Source organism: Franconibacter pulveris, from assembly GCF_056780215.1.
Map to the genome: position 1 here is coordinate 2721934 of NZ_CM165555.1, position 18054 is coordinate 2739987.

Sequence of the window (18054 nt, forward strand, 5' to 3'; positions counted from 1 at the left end):
AAACCATGGGATTCAAATGCGGTATCGTCGGCTTGCCGAACGTCGGTAAATCCACCCTGTTCAATGCGCTGACCAAAGCGGGAATCGAGGCAGCCAACTTCCCGTTCTGTACCATTGAGCCGAACACCGGCGTCGTTCCTATGCCCGATCCGCGTCTGGACAAGCTCGCGGAAATCGTGAAGCCCCAGCGCATCCTGCCGACCACGATGGAGTTTGTCGATATCGCCGGTCTGGTGAAGGGCGCCTCCAAAGGCGAAGGCCTCGGCAACCAGTTCCTGACGAACATCCGTGAAACCGAAGCTATCGGCCACGTGGTGCGCTGCTTTGAGAATGACAATATCATTCACGTTTCCGGCAAAGTGGATCCGGCGGAAGATATCGACACCATCAACACCGAACTGGCGCTGGCGGACCTCGATACCTGCGAGCGCGCGATCCACCGTATTTCTAAAAAGGCGAAAGGCGGCGACAAAGACGCCAAAGCCGAGCTGGCGGTGCTGGAAAAATGTTTGCCGCAGCTGGAAAACGCCGGCATGCTGCGCGCGCTCAACCTGAGCAAAGAAGAGAAGGAGCTGGTGCGTTACCTGAGCTTCCTGACCCTCAAGCCGACCATGTACATCGCCAACGTTAACGAAGACGGTTTTGAAAACAACCCGTACCTGGACAAAGTGCGTGAAATCGCCGAAGCGGAAGGTTCCGTCGTGGTGCCGGTATGCGCGGCGGTAGAAGCGGACATCGCCGAGCTGGACGATGAAGAGCGCGACGAGTTCATGCAGGAGCTGGGTCTGGAAGAGCCGGGCCTGAACCGTGTAATTCGCGCAGGCTACGCGCTGCTGAACCTGCAAACCTACTTCACCGCAGGCGTGAAAGAAGTGCGCGCATGGACCATCCCGGTCGGCGCCACCGCGCCGCAGGCGGCAGGTAAAATCCACACCGACTTTGAAAAAGGTTTTATCCGCGCCCAGACCATCGCCTATGAAGATTTCATCGCTTATAAAGGCGAACAGGGCGCCAAAGAAGCCGGCAAAATGCGTGCGGAAGGGAAAGACTACATCGTTAAAGACGGCGATGTGATGAACTTCCTGTTTAACGTCTAAGCCAGCAAGTACAGGGCGCAGGCTCCCTGCCTTGAAAAAATCCACGCTTCGGCGTGGATTTTTTTTAGTCTTTCACCTCACACATCCCCCAGCTGATGCGCTAACAAACGCAGCTGCTGCGCTATCTCCTGAAGATTCTGGCCTTTCTCCCCTTTCGGTCCGGTTGATTTTCGCACCACCAGGCGGGCGGGCAGAATGGACGACATGCGCAGCGCGTTGTCGTCGCTGTTATCAAGAATGCGACGCACCGCCTCTTTACCCTGGAGATCCAGGTCTAATGAGACGGTGGTTAACGCCGGATAGAAAAAGGAACTTTCATAGGTATCGTCATAGCCAATTACTGATTTCTCGCCAGGGATGGAGATTTGATGCTGATGAAACGCGCTGAGCACGCCGAGCGCCATCTGGTCATTGGCAACCAGCACCGCCGAAAACTGCGCCGTTTCGCGCAGCATTTGCAAAGCGCCTGCGTAACCGCTCTGCGCATCCCAGTTTCCCCGAATGACGGAGGCGGGCTCGAGGCCATAGCTCTTAAGGGTTTCAATCCAGCTTTTTAGCCGCAGCTGCGCTGAAACAGAAGAGGCCGGGCCAGCAAGCAAAGCGATATCCCGGTGTCCCAGTTCATAAAGATACTTAACGCTGGCGCGCGTGCCGTCTGCCGGGTTAAACGAAACGTTAAACACGGCGCTGTAAGGGTCAACATCCAGAAACAGGCAGACAATGTCATCGTTGTCCGAGGCGATTTTCTGCGCCTGCCCGGCCTCTAACGGCACGTTAATAATGACTTTGTTAACCCGCTGTGATTTAAGCTCGTTAAGGGAATCCTGAATGCTATGGTTGACGTTCTCATCAATCATTGAGATCAGCACCTGATAGCCTTCAACATTGGCATAGCGTTTTATCGCCGCGGCCACTTGTGAAGGGGCATGCAGGGCCAGTGAAATAGTGACCAGCCCTACCGTCTGGGTCTCCTTCCCTACCAGCTGTTGCGCCAGCCGGTTCGGCACATACCGCAATAACTCTATGGATTTCTCCACCTTGAGACGCGTGGCTTCGGATACATTGGCAGATTTATTGAGTACCCTGGACACGGTCTGGTAGGAGACGCCCGCGTGGCGGGCAACGTCTTCTAATGTCGCGCTTTTCGACTTCATGGTCCGGTTCCTTACGTTATTATTCGCCGATTGTAACAGGGGCCATTTAAAAAAACGCTCACCGCCATCTTCTCCCGCTTTCCGAAACCAAAAAAGTAAGACGCTCACATTGCCATACATCCTTCTCTAACGCATCAATCGTAACAAAGTTGACTGTTTTATTTGCACTTAGTCACACATTTATGATGACTCAATTGCCACCGCTTCGGTTTAAGCATTTTATGGCAGCGCTTTTGTGAACGTATTACAAAATAATAAGAGGATAACAATGAACACTACGATCCGCTCTGTATCCGTTGCGCTGGCCGCCGCCCTGGCGTCGCCGTCACTGTTTGCGGCGTCTTCGGTACCTATTGATTTCCATGGCTATCTTCGCTCCGGCGTGGGCGTCTCGCGGGATGGCGGGATGGAGGAGTGGCAAAAAAATAAAGTTGGCCGTCTGGGTAATGAAGCCGATACCTATGGCGAGCTGGAGCTGGGCTCTGAGGTCTACAAGAAGAACGATGTCAGCTTCTATCTCGACAGCATGGTCAGTATGGTTTCCAACGGCTCGAACGACAGCGAAACCACGTTTGGCGACGACGCCGAATTTGGCCTGCGTCAGTTGAACCTGCAAATTAAGGGGCTGATCCCGGGCGATCCGAACGCCGTTATCTGGGGCGGCAAGCGCTATTACCAGCGCCACGACCTGCACATTATCGATACCAAATACTGGAATATCTCCGGCGCCGGCGCTGGCATAGAAAACTATACCCTCGGGCCGGGCGCAGTGTCGGTAGCCTGGATCCGCGGCGACGCCAACGACGTCGATTACCGTGTGGACGGCGATAACGATGTGAACATTAACTATATCGACCTGCGCTACGCTGGCTGGAAACCCTGGGCTGGCGCCTGGACGGAGTTTGGCATTGACTACGCCATGCCTAACCCCACCAACAAGCAAAAGGAATATGGCGGGCTGTATGACGCTGATAACGGCGTGATGGTGACCGGCGAGATAAGTCAGGATATGTTTGGCGGCTATAACAAGCTGGTGCTGCAATACGCCAACAAAGGGCTGGCGCAAAACATGGTTTCCCAGGGCGGCGGCTGGTATGACATGTGGAACGACGTTAATGACGCATCCGGCTACCGGGTAATTAACACCGGCTTACTGCCCATCACCAGCAAATTCTCCTTTAACCACGTGCTGACCTGGGGCTCCGCCGATGACACCACTCAGTTTACCGACAAGTCGCGCCTGATTTCGCTGGTGGGACGCGCGCAGTATCAGTTTACCGAGTATGTGCGTCTGATTGGCGAAGTGGGCGGCTTCTATCAGAAAGACACCTATCGCGATGGGTCGCGCTATAAGCAGAGCGGCGAGAAATACACGCTTGCGCTGGGTCTGGCTGATGGGCCCGATTTTATGTCGCGCCCGGAGCTGCGCCTGTTCGCCTCTTATCTGAACGATTCTGAGAAAGGGAAATCGTTTGAAGACGGCACGGCGAATGACACCTGGAATTTCGGCGTGCAGGTCGAAGCCTGGTGGTAACGCATCACGAGTAAGCGACAATTTGCGTTAATCGTTATTTTATCTCCAGCATCTGGCAATTAATTTCCTCCGTTGGTTTTATATCAATCGGCTACTGATGTTCTTGTACGGGATAACCCCTTTATTGGTTATCCCGTTTTTTTATTTACGGCGATTAAAATGCTCATCAAGAAGCTGGCGTAATGCGTCCGATTGTTTGCCAAATATCGCGTGCACCTGCTGGCCGATAATAATCACGCCGAGCGCCCCCTCTTTCTGTAATGCTTCTGAATCGACAAGATTTAACGCTGTTACCGTTACGCGAAGGCGGGTAATACAGGCTTCTACCTGCACAATATTTTCTTCGCCGCCAAATGCGCTGATTAAACGTTGAATAATCTGCCGCTCGTTATCGCTTAACGGCGCGGGGGCGTTATCCGCCGAGAAATAATGCAGAAACGCTTTAAGACTCACCATATTCTTTCTCCTGACTACACAGATAAAAAAAGCCTGCTCGCAAGAGCAGGCGCCATGTTTGATGTTGTAAAAGCGCGGCTATTTCGCGCAGGTTTATTCTGGCGCGCTTTACACGCGGCGCCCTATGCGCGTTGCGGTGACGCTACGCCTTGCAGCGAAGTACGCGACAATCCCACGGCAGCAGCAGCGTCTCGCCCGTCACCTGCGCATCCGTCATGCAGTCGACGTACTCCTGCGCAAGCGTAATCATCTGCTGCTGCGCGGTGAAGTTCTGCACGAATACCCAGCGGGTGTCGCCATCGGTGCGCGCCGTCGCCACCACGCCTGGCGGGAAGTCGCTGTCGACCGCGCGCGGCAGCCTCAGCTCGGCGATAATGCCGCTGAAGAAATCGCGCTGGAAGGCAAGATCGTTGCGCGAAGCCACATGCCATGCCTTCCCTTTGCCGACGCGGTTAACCGTCACCGCTGGCCTTCCGGCGTAGAAATCTTCCCGGTAGGTCGCCAGCGTCTGCGCCGACTCGGCATGGATAAGTTCGCATAAATGGCGCGCCTGATAAGGCCCCTGCAGGCCGGAAGCATTGCCCGCCAGCCCCTGAACCAGGTTGCGCTCCCCTTCGGCAAGAGAGTCAATCTCTTCGGCCCAGACGCCCAGCAGATCGCGCAGCGGGCCGGGGAAGCCCCCCAGATGACAGAGATCGTTCTCATCCACAATCCCGGTCCAGTAGGTCGTCACAAGATGGCCGCCTGCGGCGACAAACGCTTGCGCCCGCTGCGCAAAGCCGCTTCGCACCATGTAAAGCATCGGCGCGATAACCAACTGGTACTGGCTGAAATCCACGTCAGCGTCAATCACATCCACCGCGATGCCTTTCTCCCAGAACGGGCGGTAGTGCTCGTTGACCGTTTTCTCATACTCCAGCCCCAGGTTGCGGGGCCCCTGGGCGTCATCCATTGCCCAGCGGTTTTGCTGGTCGAAAATAATCGCCACCCGCGCCTCGGTGCGACAGCCCACCACGTCAGGCAAACGCGCCAGCATCTCGCCGAGCCGCGTCACTTCGCGACCTACGCGGGTATCAAGGTGCCCCACATGATCGACAATCGCCCCATGGAACTTCTCCACCGAACCGCGGCTTTTACGCCACTGGAAATACTGCACCGCGTCAGCGCCGTGAGCGACGGCCTGTAGCGAAGAGAGAATATGCATGCCTGGTTTTTTGAGCTTGCTGGTAGGCTGCCAGTTGGTCACGCTCGGCGTCGATTCCATCAGCACAAACGGCTTGCCGCCCTTCAGGCTGCGCATCATGTCGTGATACATGGCGGTGTAGCAGGCAAGCGTGGTCTCGTCTTTTTCCCGGTGCCACATCGGGTAGCTGTCCCAGGAGATGAAGTCGAGCGCTTCGGCCAGTTGCCAGTAATCGTAGTCGTAGAAATACTCCATAAAGTTGGTGGTGACCGGCAGCTCCGGGTTCGCCGCCTTCAGCGGGGCGATTTCATGGCGACAGAAGTCGGTGACCTGCGCGGTGTTAAAGCGCCGCCAGTCAAGATTGAGGCCGTGAATCGACATCTCGCCCTGCGGCGCTGGCGACTGGATCTGCGACCAGTCGGTGTAGGTGTGGCTCCAGAAGGTGCTCCACCACGCGTGGTTAAGATTATCGAGCGTCTCGTAACGCGCCTTCAGCCAGTCGCGAAATTTCTCCTGGCACAGCTCGCAGTGGCATTCGCCGCCGTACTCATTAGAAATATGCCAGCCCAATACCGCCGGATGGCGCGAATAGCGCTCCGCCAGCAGACGGTTAATTTTCAGCGTTTTTTCACGGTAGACCGGCGATGTCATGCAATGGTTATGGCGACCGCCGTGCAGCGCCGGCACACGGTCGCGCCCCACGCGCAGCACCTGCGGATATTTTTGCGACATCCAGGCCGGACGCGCGCCGCTCGGCGTGGCGAGAAAAATATGAATTCCCGCGGCGTAAAGTTTTTCAATGACATTATCCAGCCACGCGAAATCATATTCCCCTTCGCGAGGTTCCAGCTTCGCCCAGCTAAATATACCGACCGACATCACGTTGCATTTCGCCTGCTGCATCATGGCGATATCTTTTTCAATAATACCGGGATAATTTTCCCACTGTTCCGGGTTATAGTCCGCGCCATGCAATAAGGCGGCGACCTTCGGACTTAAAGGCGCAAATTTATTCATCTTTACAGCTTCCTGAATTCAGAGGAGGAATTTATTTAAAAACGGCCAGCGACGGCAACGCGTGGCCCTGGCAATCAAATAACGCCTGGTTTTCACGGGCATTGCCCTCTTTCCACTCGTCGTGGATATATTTCATGCCTGCTCTGGTAGCCCATGTTGTGCCCGGCACGGCAATCCAGGTCGGCTCCCAGTAAAATATGCCTTTGCCGCGATGCGCCGGCACGTTAATAACGGTCTGCATTAAGTCGTGAAGAAAATCGTATTGCCCCTGCACGGTGCCCGGATAACCGCCATCTTTTTCTTCTTTCGCCTGAAAACTATTTTCAGCGTTGTCGCAGTTTTCCAGCGTATAACCGTAGGCGGCTTCAACAACGATAACCTCTTTGTTATACCGTTTGCTGATGTCATCCATGTTGGCTTGCAGAGCGCTAAGCGGGCCGTTCCAGTAGGTGTACATCGACAGGCCGATAATATCGAACGGCACCTGGCGTTTCGTGATTTCATCAAACCACCAGCGGAAGGTGTCGTTTTTGGTGCCTTCGGCGAGGTGCAGCATGATTTTCACCCGCTCGCCGTTGTTAAGATTCTCTTTAAGCCCGTCGATAGCCGCGTTCAGCAGCCCGGCTAAACGATCGAATTCGCCGCCGCCCTGCCCCCAGCTTTTGCCTTCCGGCCAGAGCATGCCGCCGTTAATTTCATTGCCGATCTGCACCATGTCCGGCAGTACGCCCTCTTTTTTAAAGCGGGCGATGGTGTCGCGGGTGTAATCGTGGATGGCCGTTTTTAACTGCGGATAGTCCATTTTCTCCCAGGCCTTCGGCTTGAACTGTTTGCCCGGGTCGGTCCAGAAATCGCTGTAGTGAAAATCGAGCAGCAGCTTCATGCCCTGCGCTTTGGCCCTCTTAGCCAGCGCAAGCGTGGTTTGCAGCGAATTACCGCCGCCGCCGTAGCTATTGCCCTGCGCATCTTGCGGGTCGACCCACAGACGCAGGCGCACATAGTTCACCCCGTTGGCCTTCAGAATGGCGAGCGCATCCTGCTGCTGGCGATTGTGGTTATAAAACGTCGCGCCGTGCTGTTCGGCCTCCAGCAATGTCGAGATGTCGGCGCCTTTGATGAAGTCGCCCGGCATCGCCGTAAAAGGCCGCGTCACCAGCGCATCCGCGCTCCAGGCGCTGGCGGCGACGCCGCAGGAGAGACACAGAGCAAGCAAAGCGGGTTTGAAACCTGTCATGTCGTTATCCCTTAGTACTGCCGGAGGTCAGGCCGGAAACAAAATATTTTTGTAATGCCAGATAAAGGATGGCTACCGGTACGGCTATCAGCACCGCCCCTGCCGCGTAGGTGGTGTAGCTGGCCCCCATTTTCTGCGCCACCAGGTTATAAAGCCCGATGGGCAGCGTGTATTTATCCGGGGTGCGCAGAATGGTGCTGGAGAGGATGAAATCCCCCAGCGGTCCGGTGAAAGAGAAGAGCGCCACCACCGCCAGAATCGGTTTGGAGAGCGGCAGAATAATTTCGATGAAAATGCGGAAGTTGCTGGCGCCGTCCATACGCGCCGACTCATCCAGGTCTTTCGGAATGGCGTCGAGATAGCCTTTCATCAGGTACGTATTCATCGGGATCATGCCGCCGACGTAAATCAGCACCAGCGCCAGGTGACTGTTGATAAGCCCGAGCAGTTGCGAAAGCACAAAGATAGCGATAAGCGCGGAGAACTGCGGGATCATCTGCAACAGCAGGAAAAGCATCAGGCCGTTCTGCCGCCCTTTGAAACGAAAGCGCGAGAAGGCGTAGGCGGTAAAACTGACGCTAATCAGGGTCAGCGCCATGGTCATGAAGCTTATCTTCATCGAGTTCCAGTACCAGGTCACATAGTTGACCTGACCGTTGAAGAGATCGGCATAGTGCTGAAACGAGAGGTTTTCCGGAACGATCGACGAGCTCAGCAGGCTGTTGCCCGCGTTCAGCGACGCGCCAACGGTCCAGACCAGCGGGTAGATAATGATTACCGACACCAGCGCGATAACCAGCCAGGAGAGCGTAAGACGAACCCCTTTTTCACGCCGGATGCTTTGTGATTTAGCCATTGTTATGTCCTTTACGCCATGTCGTCATTTTTGAAAGATTTGGTGGCGCGGAACTGCCACAGCGCCAGGCCGACGACAAATATCGACAGCAGGATGGTGATGGTCGCCGCAATCGCGTACTGCGACGAGGACATGGTGAGTTTGTAAATCCAGGACACCAGGATGTCGGTCCCGCCCGCGTTCGACCCCACCACCGCCGGTCCGCCGTTGTTAAACAGGTAGATGATGTTGAAGTTATTGAAATTGAAGGTGTACTGCGTGATAAGGATCGGCGCAATCGAGTAGAGCACCAGCGGCAGCGTAATGGTGCGCAGTTTGGTCCAGCTGCTCGCGCCGTCCATGGTCGCCGCTTCATACAGGTCATCCGGAATGGCCTGCAGCACGCCGGTGGTCATGGCAAAGACAAACGGGAAGCCAAGCCAGGTCTGCATCATGATAAGCGCGGTTTTGGTCCAGAACGGGTCGGTCATCCAGGCTTTCGGCGCGATGCCGAAAAAGGCCAGGATGGCATTGTTGATAACGCCGAAAGAGTCGTTAAACATGCCGGCAAACACCAGGATGGTGACAAACCCCGGCACCGCCCACGGCAGAATAAAAATGGTGCGGATAAGCGGCTTGAAGCGCAGATCTTTCTGGTTAACCAGGATAGCCAGCAGCACGCCGACGGTGCATTGCAGCGTGGTGGCGAGCAGCGTCCAGACCACGGTCCACTGCAGCACGTCCAGGAAGGTGGAGCGCCAGATAGAGAGCGTGAAGATGTTAATAAAGTTTTTGAAGCCCACCCAGTCCACCAGCTTCGCCGGTGGCGTGTGGTAGAGGTTGTAATTGGTAAAGGCGATAGAAAAACCGAAAAGGATCGGGAACACCACCACAAACACCAGCAGGATAAAACCGGGCGTGATCATCAGATAAGGAAAACCGTCGCTCAGCAGCATCTGGTACTGCTTACGCACGCTGTTCAACTGGCCCCCTTCATCCCGTTTGCGGCCGTTAACCCACGCGTCGCGCAGCGACAGGTAATAGACCAGCGCCCCGAATGCGACCAGCAGCACGCTGATTATCCCTTCCGCCAGCAGGAAGATGGAATTATCGCGCGGCACCGCTTCGCCTAAGGTGGCGAGCCCCCATAGCCCTTCGCCGAGAAAATCGTAAAAGACGCCGAGAAAACTGGCGAGCAGCACCAGAAACACCAGCCCTTTCAGCCACTGGCGGTGATAAAACTGCCCAAAACCTGGTATGAGCGCCAACAGCAAACCGCGCCAGGCATGGCGCCCGGCTGCATGCCTTTTGGCAAAATTTTCGCTGGGACTGATAATCACAGACAACTCCTTTCGAAAAGCGGGAGGCAGCCCTCCCGCTCGGTTTCCCGGACAATTACTGGTTGCTGGCCTGCATGGCTTCTATCTGCATCTGAACCTGTTTCTCGGCGCCATCCAGCGCCGCTTTCGGCGCCTGTTTGCCCGTGAGGCTCAGCTCCAGCGCGGCGTTGGCCGGTCCCCAGACTTCGCCCATTTCAGGGATGCCGGGCATCGCCGACGCGCGCGCCGCCTGCACGGCGACGGCGCTCGCTTTCTCATCATTTTTAATCACCGGGTCGTCAATCATGGCGGTCAGCGGCGGGATTTCTCGGGTGGCGATGTAGCGCGTTTTTACGTACTGCGGCTGGTTGATGAACGCAATAAACTTCTGCGCCAGCGCCTTGTCCTGGCTCCAGGTTGATACCACGTAGCCTTTCACGCCAAGGAAGGAGCTCATGGGCTTGCCGTCCGGGAGAGTGGGCAGCGGCGCGACGCCGTAGTTCACCCCGGCGGCTTCATAGGGCTGGAACGCCCACGGGCCGTTGATCACCGCCGCCGCTTTTTTCTCGGTAAACAGCGAGTCGATGGCATTGAGGCCGTTATCGCCAAGGATCCCTGCCGGGAAGATGTCGTCGGCGTAGAATTTTTTCAGGTAAGTAACGGCTTCCACCGCGCCGGGCTTGTTCAGACCGATGTCGGCAGTGTTATAGCCGCCCTTGTCATTTTTACCGAAGAGGTAGCCGCCCATCGGTTCGATGGCGCCCCAGCTGTAATAGATCTGGTCAAACTTCGCCAGCAGGCCGTACTGGTTTTTCGCGCGCTGCTGTTTTGAAAAGTCGTACCACTCCTGCAAGGTGGCGAACGGCTTATCCACCCGCTCTTTGTTGTAAATCAGCACCAGCGTTTCAACCGCTTTCGGCACGCCGTAAAGCGCATTGTCCATTTTGAAGGCGTTAATGGAGGCGGGCGTGTATTGCTCGGTCGCCATCCCCTCCAGATTCAGGGGGGCCAGCAGCCCTTGCACCACGGCGCCGCCCAGTTGATCATTAGGGATAACCAGCACATCCGGGCCGATGCCCGCCGGGCCATCCAGACGCAGCTTCTCCAGCTGCTGGGCATAAGGCATCTCCTGCACGTTGACCTTAACGTCATACTGCTTTTCAAAGGCGGCGATGGCGTCTTTGATGCCGGCCGATTTTTTGATGTCTTCCCAGACATTAAGCTGCTGCGCCGCATGAGCCTGCAGGCTGAGCAAGGAACCGGTGGCCAGCGTACAGAGGATCAAAGCAGAGAGTCTGTTCTTTTTCATTATCAACCTCATGTGAAGGTATAACAATTTAATGGTTTTTATCGCACCAGGCTGCCGTGATACTTCTTCAGATTGCTTATGATTACTGACTTACAGAGCAAAGCAGTCGATGCATTTGGTTTGTTATACGCTACCCTTCAGGTCAGGATAACTCTACTAAAAACGGTAAGTTGTGTGATCGTCATAACACAAATGAAATATCTGTATAGGGCCTGCAGATACGGGAAGTTATAGTCAGTGCAGACAAAATGCGCCGTCGCGCCGTGTCCGGCTTCATTGTTATACGTAAAACACAAACAATGCATCCGCACTCTGACAACGACCCAAAACGGCGGCTTACTCGGGGATTTCTGATGTCGAACATACAATTAAGGAACGTCACCAAACGCTTTGGCGACACCGTTACGCTGCGCAATGTGAATCTGGCTATTGAAGACGGGGAGTTCGCGGTGTTTGTCGGCCCCTCCGGCTGCGGTAAATCCACGCTGCTGCGCATGATTGCCGGGCTGGAAGAGGTCAGTGAAGGGGAAGTATTGATTGGCGACGAGGTGATGAACGATATCGCTCCGGCGCACCGCGGCGTGTCGATGGTGTTTCAGTCCTACGCCCTCTACCCGCATATGACGGTGGCGGAAAACATGGGCTACGGGCTGAAAGTAAATAAAGTGCCGAAAGCGCAAATCCGCCACCAGGTGGAGATGGTCGCCAAAACGCTCCAGCTTTCGCACCTGCTGGACCGCAAACCTAAGCAACTCTCCGGCGGACAGCGTCAGCGCGTGGCGATTGGCCGCGCCATTGTGCGTAACCCGCGCGTGTTCATGTTTGACGAGCCGCTTTCCAACCTGGATGCCGAACTGCGCGTTGAGATGCGCCTGCACCTGGCGCGCCTGCATCAGGAGCTTAAAACCACCATGGTTTATGTCACTCACGACCAGATAGAGGCGATGACGCTGGCGGATAAGATTGTGGTGATGAATTATGGCAAGGTTGAACAGATGGGCGCGCCGATGGATCTCTACTATAAACCGGTAAACAAATTCGTCGCCGGTTTTATCGGCTCACCGAAAATGAACTTCCTGCCGGCGCGGGTCGACGCATGGCAGCCGGGCGAGCTGACCGTTAGCCTTGCCCAGCAGCATACCCTGAAGCTTGCGATAACCACCACGCCGCTTAAGCCCGGAAGCACTGTCACGCTCGGCATTCGCCCCGAGCACCTGACGACCGACACGCGCCACAGCGCGCGCTTAGCGTTCAACTGTGAAGTGGTTGAACGCTTAGGCAACAATACCTACCTCTTCGGGCAATGTTACGGCCACGATAATGTGAAGATTCTGCTGCCGGGGGATGTCAAATTCGCGCCGTGGCAGAAAATCGATCTCGCCTTCGATGACAAACATTGCATGGTGTTTGACGAGCTGGACGTGCGGGTGAGCGCAGAAAGCGAAGAGGCGTCGCGCGCGGTTGCCTGAGCGCGGTTAAGGTAAAAAGGCAAAAAAAATCCACGCTAATGCGTGGATTTTTATTAACAGTCGCTTACTGAAAGCCGTCGCTGGCGTTCGCCGCGTTGTTCTTTTGCAGGTTGTCGCGACCAATCCCGCCGATAAATGGCAAGCGTAAACGCAGCGGCGTGAAGTCGACGCCCACGTTCAGCCCCAGCACGTTGAGTTCGACGCCCTCTTGGGCGCCGAGCGTCACGCCCGCCACGCCGAGCAGCGAAACCTGCACGCCGCGCCCCGATGGCGGCAAGCCAATGGGGTTTCCCAACGCGCGATAATCTTTCCCCACCGCATTGGCAGGCATATCCAGTTTCAGCGCCGGCACTTCGCGCCCGATATGGGCGATGAAGGTGTTGCTGTTAGGGCCAGGCCAGGCGCGGTAGCTATCGGGCCACGGATAGGAGGCGATGGCCGCTTCAATCTGCGGGATCATCGCTTGCGCCTGCGGCCCCCGGTGATCCGCCAGCAGGCGAGGTTTTGCGCCATACCAGTAGCCATCCGGCGCGTTGCGGTTACGACGTACTTTCTCGCCCGCCCCCCAGCTAATCACTTCGTAGCGGTTATATTCCGTTTCGCCGGCGCGTTTAAAAATGATCCACGGATGTACCGCCACCGCCCCTTTCCAGCCCCAGGTGGGCGCAGCGTAGACCTGCACCACAGCAAGCCCGGGATGTTGCCGGGCATCCGGCGCCAGTCCCGCCGAATCACGCCGGGCAGACCACCAGCCGCCCTGCTCTGACGCTTGCCGTTGATGCATCGCCTGGGCGAGGCTGGCGGCGAGAGAAAGCAGAATGATGCAAAGGAAGCTTAGACAAACAATTTTTATTGAGAACATGACCGTCCGTCATCAGAAGATGAAAAATCCACGCCATGGCGTGGATTTTCTGTTTTTGCGATGCCGCAGAGGCGTTAGCGGGTCTGTTAAAACCAGCCGGGCCCCTGCGCCAGTTCTTTACGCTCCGGCACGCGCGGCTCCGCCGGTCGCGAGGAGAGATGCGCCGCCCACAGGCCGGCAATCCACTTCACGCCCCGCGCCGTAAAGCGCGCCTGGGAGTAAGTATGACGATTTTCGCCCATGCCGCCATGCACGGTGAAGTAACCCGCCTGAACGTGATGCTGAGCCGGCATCAACGCGCCGTTGGCGCGCTGCATGATATTGCGCTCGAGCAGGAACTGGCGGAACTCCGGCTCCTTCGCCTTCAGCATTTTGCAGAGCTGACGGAAGCCAAGCGCTTCATCCACCTGGATGTAGGCGTCAAAAAACTCCGCCTTTGGGGCGGTAAGCGCAAGCTGCTCCTCCGCCTGTTTACGTTTTTCATACTCTTCCGCCCAGGCGCGGGCCGCCGCCGCCGGGTTAGTGAAGTCTGGCAGGATTATCTGTTTTTCACGCTCCTGCCAGCGGTCCAGCATTTCAGCGGTATAGCCTGGCGATATGCGCGCGACAGTCAGCAGCGAGTCCCGTTTGTTCAGCAAAAACTCTTGCAGCGTCTCCCCTTCGCGCTCGTAAAGGTTGACCGTAACGGGCTGCGACAGGCGCTGCGCCGTTTCAAGGCTTTTGACCATACGCTTCACTTCGCCATGGGTCACCCCCATCAGCTTAGCGATTTCGCGGCTGCTCATGGTGGCCGACCGGTCCTGAGGATTGAGATTCTCTAAAGCAATAACCATAGGTTTCACCACTCACTTCACTGACACTACTACCAGTTAAACTGAGGAAATAGTAAACAATCCCTGTTTAAATATCCAGTAGATTTTTTAAACACATGTAATCTATTTATCGCGTGAATGGGTCGTTTGTTGAGTCTTTGTCTATCAGACTGAAATTGCTGTGTTAATTTTGCGCGGCCCGGCATTGTGCCAGGAAAGCGAGGCGGTTAAAAATTTCCTGAAACCGGCGGTGGCAGGCGATTTTGAAAGGCGAGTGCACCAATATGGAGGCCACATCCCCTGCCGGGCAGCGCGCTTTCTGAGCCGGTAACGGCTGCAAGTAACACTTTCGTACAAAAAAACTCACCCGTAAAAACGCCAGGGTTATCCGCCGGTGCAACAGTCGATTTGCCTTTTTTTGGGCGCTTATTGACAAATAATTGACAATTATTCGGTGACGGGCGTGTTCTGCAGGAAGATATTTCGCAGCCCTCCGCCCCTTCAGGATAGTTTTTTATGAACAAAAACGCCTGCAAGGTAGTTTTTAACGCTACAAAGTTGCACCGGGATGGCATTTTATTTATGGTATTGCCCGGCGCCTTTTGTGCGACCGGTCACAATCTTCAGCCTCTTATAGCTTTCTTTTCCTTTTTGATACGAACGTTACGGCTGCGAAAGCTATAAGATCGCTTCATTCGTATTCATGGGGAGTTTATGAGCACCAGAACGATCTCGACTAATCAACCAACCACGCCAGCAACCTCTGTCAAACCAACCGAATTAACCGTAGACGATATTACTGTTATCGACAGCAAACTGCTCAAACGCGCCGTCGGGGCCGCTGCGCTTGGCAACGCGATGGAGTGGTTCGACTTCGGCGTTTACAGCTATCTGGCCGTGATAATCGGTAAAGTCTTTTTCCCGGATGCCAGCGCCACGGCGCAGCTTATCGCCTCTTTCGGCACTTTTGCCGCCGCGTTCCTGGTGCGTCCGATTGGCGGAATGGTCTTCGGCCCGCTGGGCGACCGCTTCGGACGCCAGAAGATCCTCGCGCTGACGATGATAATGATGTCGGTAGGCACCTTCTGCATCGGCCTTATCCCGGATTACAGCAGCATCGGGATTATGGCGCCCGTACTGCTGCTTATCGCCCGTCTGGTTCAGGGCTTTTCGACCGGCGGCGAATATGGCGGCGCGGCGACCTTTATCGCGGAATACTCCACGGACAAACGCCGCGGGTTTATGGGCAGCTTCCTCGAGTTCGGCACGCTGGGCGGCTACCTGCTTGGCGCTACGCTTGTGACGGTGATGATGGCGACCATCCCCTCGCAAGCCATGCTGGACTGGGGCTGGCGCGTGCCGTTCTTCCTGGCCGCGCCTCTGGGACTGTTCGGGCTTTATATCCGCCTGAAGCTTGAAGAGACGCCAGCGTTTAAAGAACACATGGATAAGCAGGAAGCGCTTGAGCACAGCAAGCCGCGCCTGAACATGTGGCAGATGCTGGTGAAATACAAGAAACAGATGCTGAAGTGCATTGGCCTGGTGCTGATCTTCAACGTCTCGAACTACATGTTGACCTCTTACATGCCAAGCTACCTGACCGGCGTGCTGGGCCTGAGCGAGCTTACCGGGCTGCTGCTGGTGATGGTGGTGATGTTCGTCATGATGCCGCTGACGCTGATGTGGGGCCACTGGACAGACCGCATCGGACGTCGCCCGGTGATAGGCCTGGGCGCGGTGGGCCTGATAGTGCTGGCGGTGCCGTGCTTTATGCTGATTGGCTCCGGCAACATGTGGGCGGTATTTGCAGGCCTGGTGGTGCTCGGCTTCCTGCACACCTGCTTTAGCGGCACGATGCCGGCCACCCTGCCCGCGCTGTTCGTGACGGATATCCGCTACAGCGCGCTGGCGATTGGCTTTAACCTGTCCGTTTCGCTGTTCGGCGGCACTACGCCGTTGGTTACCGCCTGGCTGGTGGATACCACGCATAACGTGATGATGCCGGCTTACTACATGATGGGCGCGGGCGTGATTGGCCTTCTCACCGTGCTGACGCTGCGTGAAACGGCCCGCAAACCGCTGAGCGGCTCGTCTCCGGCCGTCGCGTCGCGGGCGGAAGCGCACCGTCTTATCGACAAGCTTCGCCGCCAGCATGGGCGCAAGCAACAGCCGCATACGCCGCAGACCGTTTCAGGTTAAGCAGAAAGTAAAAAGGCCGGAAGATTCCGGCCTTTTTGTTATCGGCAGCCGCGCCCCGCCGACAACAGAAAAGAGGTTCAGGCGTTAAACCCGCCATCCACCGTCAGCGCAGAGCCGGTGATAAATGCCGCCGAAGGGCTTGCCAGAAACGCGACCGCCGCGCCTATCTCCGCCGGCTCGCCGTATCTGCCCAGCGCGGTAAACTGGCGATTCTGGTCAGCGAAGTTGCCGGAGTCCGCCGGGTTCATGTCGGTATCCACCGGCCCCGGCTGGACCAGGTTTACGGTAATCGCCTGCGGGCCTAAATCTCGCGCCAGCCCTTTGGTAAAGGAGATAAGCGCCGATTTGGTCAACGCATAGAGCGTAAGCCCTGGCTGCGGCACGCGATTAGCCACGTTGGAGCCAATGGTGATAATGCGCCCGTCCTGCCCCAGATGGGGGATCGCCGCCCGGGACGCCAGCACGGCGGAGCGAATATTAATGTTAAGGTGCGCGTCGATATCCTCAAGGCTCATCTCCACCAGCGACCCCACGCGGGCTATGCCGACATTGTTGACGAGGATATCCAGCCCGCCAAGCCGCTCTGCCGCCTCCTCCACCGAACGCTGCACCGCCTGCGCATCCGCGCTGTTCGCCTGAATGGCGAAGCCGCGCTGGCCGGTTTGTTCAATTGCGCGCACTACCTCAAGCGCCTTTTCGGCTGAACGTTCATACGTAATCACCACGTCAGCCCCTTTTTGCGCAAGCGTCAGCGCGATGGCTGCGCCAATGCCGCGTGATGCGCCGGTCACCAGCGCGCGTTTGCCTTTCAGTTCGTTCATCAGCTTTACCTCGTTTTGTATGAAGAGCGCTTAGCGCCCTGCCCACTATGACGATCGGCTGGCCGCGGTTGCGGCCTTTAACAGCTGTACAAAAGCGTTCGGGATATTTTCAAACTCGTCGATAAGCGCTTTGGCGTATTTAATACGACCTTGCGCCGCCAGCGGAGCGACCTCGTGCAGAAAATCAGGGTAGCGATGTCCCGGCGCGTGCCCGTTAAACGTCACGAAGCGGGAGATAAAGAAAGGGAGACTGGAAGGGGGGCGCGCGCAGGCGATATGAGCGAAATGCTTACCGCGTCTCTTTGCTAACCCGGATAAGCGAGCCGACTTTTACCGCCTCGCCAATCAGAAACAGCGGCAGGTTTACCCATGGGGTGGTCAGCCCTGTAACGCCGATGAACAGCGGAAGAAGCGTAACGGAGGAGCGGAAAGCGATGAAGCGCAGCAGCTCCTGCCCCAGCGCGAAGTGGAGCGCATAGCGGCTGCCGTTAAGGAACAGCCAGGCGGAGACGAATAAAGAGAGGAGCAGCGTGGCATCCAGCAGAAACAGCAGGCCTGGCGCAATGCCGAAGAACCTGTCATCACCTGCCAGAAAAAAAGCCTGAACATCGGTAACAAACGGCACTCGCCCGTGCCTCAGGCTATGAATGACGTACACAACAAGCGCGAGCGCGTCCATGCAGCCCCAGAAACAGAATAGTTTTCGTTTTGCGCTCATCAGCCTTGCTCCTTGCCTGTGATGTGTTGCTGCGG

The 18054-nt window shown here is 56.3% G+C and carries 15 protein-coding genes; 4 read left to right on the plus strand and 11 right to left on the minus strand.

All coding sequences use genetic code 11. The features are described 5' to 3' along the window. Window positions 1–5: 5 nt before the first annotated feature. Entirely contained in the window at window positions 6–1097 is a 1092-nt protein-coding gene (ychF, locus tag ACU4F7_RS12845; protein ID WP_024558577.1) for a redox-regulated ATPase YchF, read from the plus strand. A gap of 77 nt (window positions 1098–1174) precedes the next feature. Here ychF and ACU4F7_RS12850 read toward each other — a convergent pair whose 3' ends face one another. Then, window positions 1175–2251 carry a LacI family DNA-binding transcriptional regulator gene (locus tag ACU4F7_RS12850; RefSeq protein WP_029591472.1) on the minus strand — a complete coding sequence of 359 codons (1077 nt, stop codon included), beginning with the start codon at window positions 2249–2251 and terminating at the stop codon, window positions 1175–1177. Between the two features lie 268 nt (window positions 2252–2519). Here ACU4F7_RS12850 and ACU4F7_RS12855 point away from each other — a divergent pair, with 268 nt between their 5' ends. After that, the gene (locus ACU4F7_RS12855; protein WP_029591471.1) at window positions 2520–3785 is read left to right on the plus strand and encodes a maltoporin; all 1266 of its coding nucleotides are present in this window, start codon (window positions 2520–2522) and stop codon (window positions 3783–3785) included. Window positions 3786–3926: 141 nt separating this feature from the next. Here the strand turns inward: ACU4F7_RS12855 and ACU4F7_RS12860 are convergent, their stop codons facing one another. The 6 genes from ACU4F7_RS12860 to ACU4F7_RS12885 all read right to left on the minus strand — a co-directional run bounded on the left by ACU4F7_RS12860 (window position 3927) and on the right by ACU4F7_RS12885 (window position 11138). Then, window positions 3927–4241: a PTS sugar transporter subunit IIB gene (locus tag ACU4F7_RS12860; protein WP_029591470.1), complete on the minus strand. Its 315-nt coding sequence runs from the start codon at window positions 4239–4241 to the stop codon at window positions 3927–3929. A 142-nt stretch (window positions 4242–4383) separates the two neighbouring features. Beyond that, window positions 4384–6441 carry a beta-galactosidase gene (locus ACU4F7_RS12865; RefSeq protein ID WP_481637069.1) on the minus strand — a complete coding sequence of 686 codons (2058 nt, stop codon included), beginning with the start codon at window positions 6439–6441 and terminating at the stop codon, window positions 4384–4386. 31 nt (window positions 6442–6472) lie between these two features. Next, on the minus strand, window positions 6473–7675 hold the full coding sequence (locus ACU4F7_RS12870; RefSeq protein WP_481637070.1) for a glycoside hydrolase family 53 protein: 1203 nt from the start codon (window positions 7673–7675) through the stop codon (window positions 6473–6475). Between the two features lie 4 nt (window positions 7676–7679). Further along, window positions 7680–8531 carry a sugar ABC transporter permease gene (locus ACU4F7_RS12875; RefSeq protein ID WP_029591467.1) on the minus strand — a complete coding sequence of 284 codons (852 nt, stop codon included), beginning with the start codon at window positions 8529–8531 and terminating at the stop codon, window positions 7680–7682. Between the two features lie 11 nt (window positions 8532–8542). Further along, entirely contained in the window at window positions 8543–9850 is a 1308-nt protein-coding gene (locus ACU4F7_RS12880) for a carbohydrate ABC transporter permease (RefSeq protein ID WP_029591466.1), read from the minus strand. A gap of 55 nt (window positions 9851–9905) precedes the next feature. Next, window positions 9906–11138, minus strand: coding sequence for an extracellular solute-binding protein (locus ACU4F7_RS12885; RefSeq protein ID WP_481637071.1), 1233 nt, complete (start codon window positions 11136–11138; stop codon window positions 9906–9908). A 353-nt stretch (window positions 11139–11491) separates the two neighbouring features. Here ACU4F7_RS12885 and ACU4F7_RS12890 point away from each other — a divergent pair, with 353 nt between their 5' ends. Beyond that, window positions 11492–12607 carry an ABC transporter ATP-binding protein gene (locus ACU4F7_RS12890; RefSeq protein ID WP_481637072.1) on the plus strand — a complete coding sequence of 372 codons (1116 nt, stop codon included), beginning with the start codon at window positions 11492–11494 and terminating at the stop codon, window positions 12605–12607. 64 nt (window positions 12608–12671) lie between these two features. On the opposite strand, the gene ACU4F7_RS12895 is transcribed toward ACU4F7_RS12890, so the two are convergent. Further along, window positions 12672–13469: a DUF3750 domain-containing protein gene (locus ACU4F7_RS12895; RefSeq protein WP_481637073.1), complete on the minus strand. Its 798-nt coding sequence runs from the start codon at window positions 13467–13469 to the stop codon at window positions 12672–12674. An 86-nt stretch (window positions 13470–13555) separates the two neighbouring features. Then, window positions 13556–14302, minus strand: a complete 747-nt coding sequence (locus ACU4F7_RS12900) for a phage antirepressor KilAC domain-containing protein (RefSeq protein WP_029591462.1) — start codon at window positions 14300–14302, stop codon at window positions 13556–13558. 693 nt (window positions 14303–14995) lie between these two features. Here ACU4F7_RS12900 and proP point away from each other — a divergent pair. Beyond that, window positions 14996–16480, plus strand: coding sequence for a glycine betaine/L-proline transporter ProP (proP, locus tag ACU4F7_RS12905; RefSeq protein ID WP_029591461.1), 1485 nt, complete (start codon window positions 14996–14998; stop codon window positions 16478–16480). 77 nt (window positions 16481–16557) lie between these two features. Here the strand turns inward: proP and ACU4F7_RS12910 are convergent, their stop codons facing one another. Then, window positions 16558–17304 carry a 3-oxoacyl-ACP reductase family protein gene (locus ACU4F7_RS12910; protein ID WP_481638730.1) on the minus strand — a complete coding sequence of 249 codons (747 nt, stop codon included), beginning with the start codon at window positions 17302–17304 and terminating at the stop codon, window positions 16558–16560. A gap of 286 nt (window positions 17305–17590) precedes the next feature. Further along, window positions 17591–18019 (minus strand): hypothetical protein, encoded by a 429-nt coding sequence (locus ACU4F7_RS12915; protein ID WP_481637074.1) that lies wholly within the window; start codon window positions 18017–18019, stop codon window positions 17591–17593. Window positions 18020–18054 lie beyond the last annotated feature (35 nt).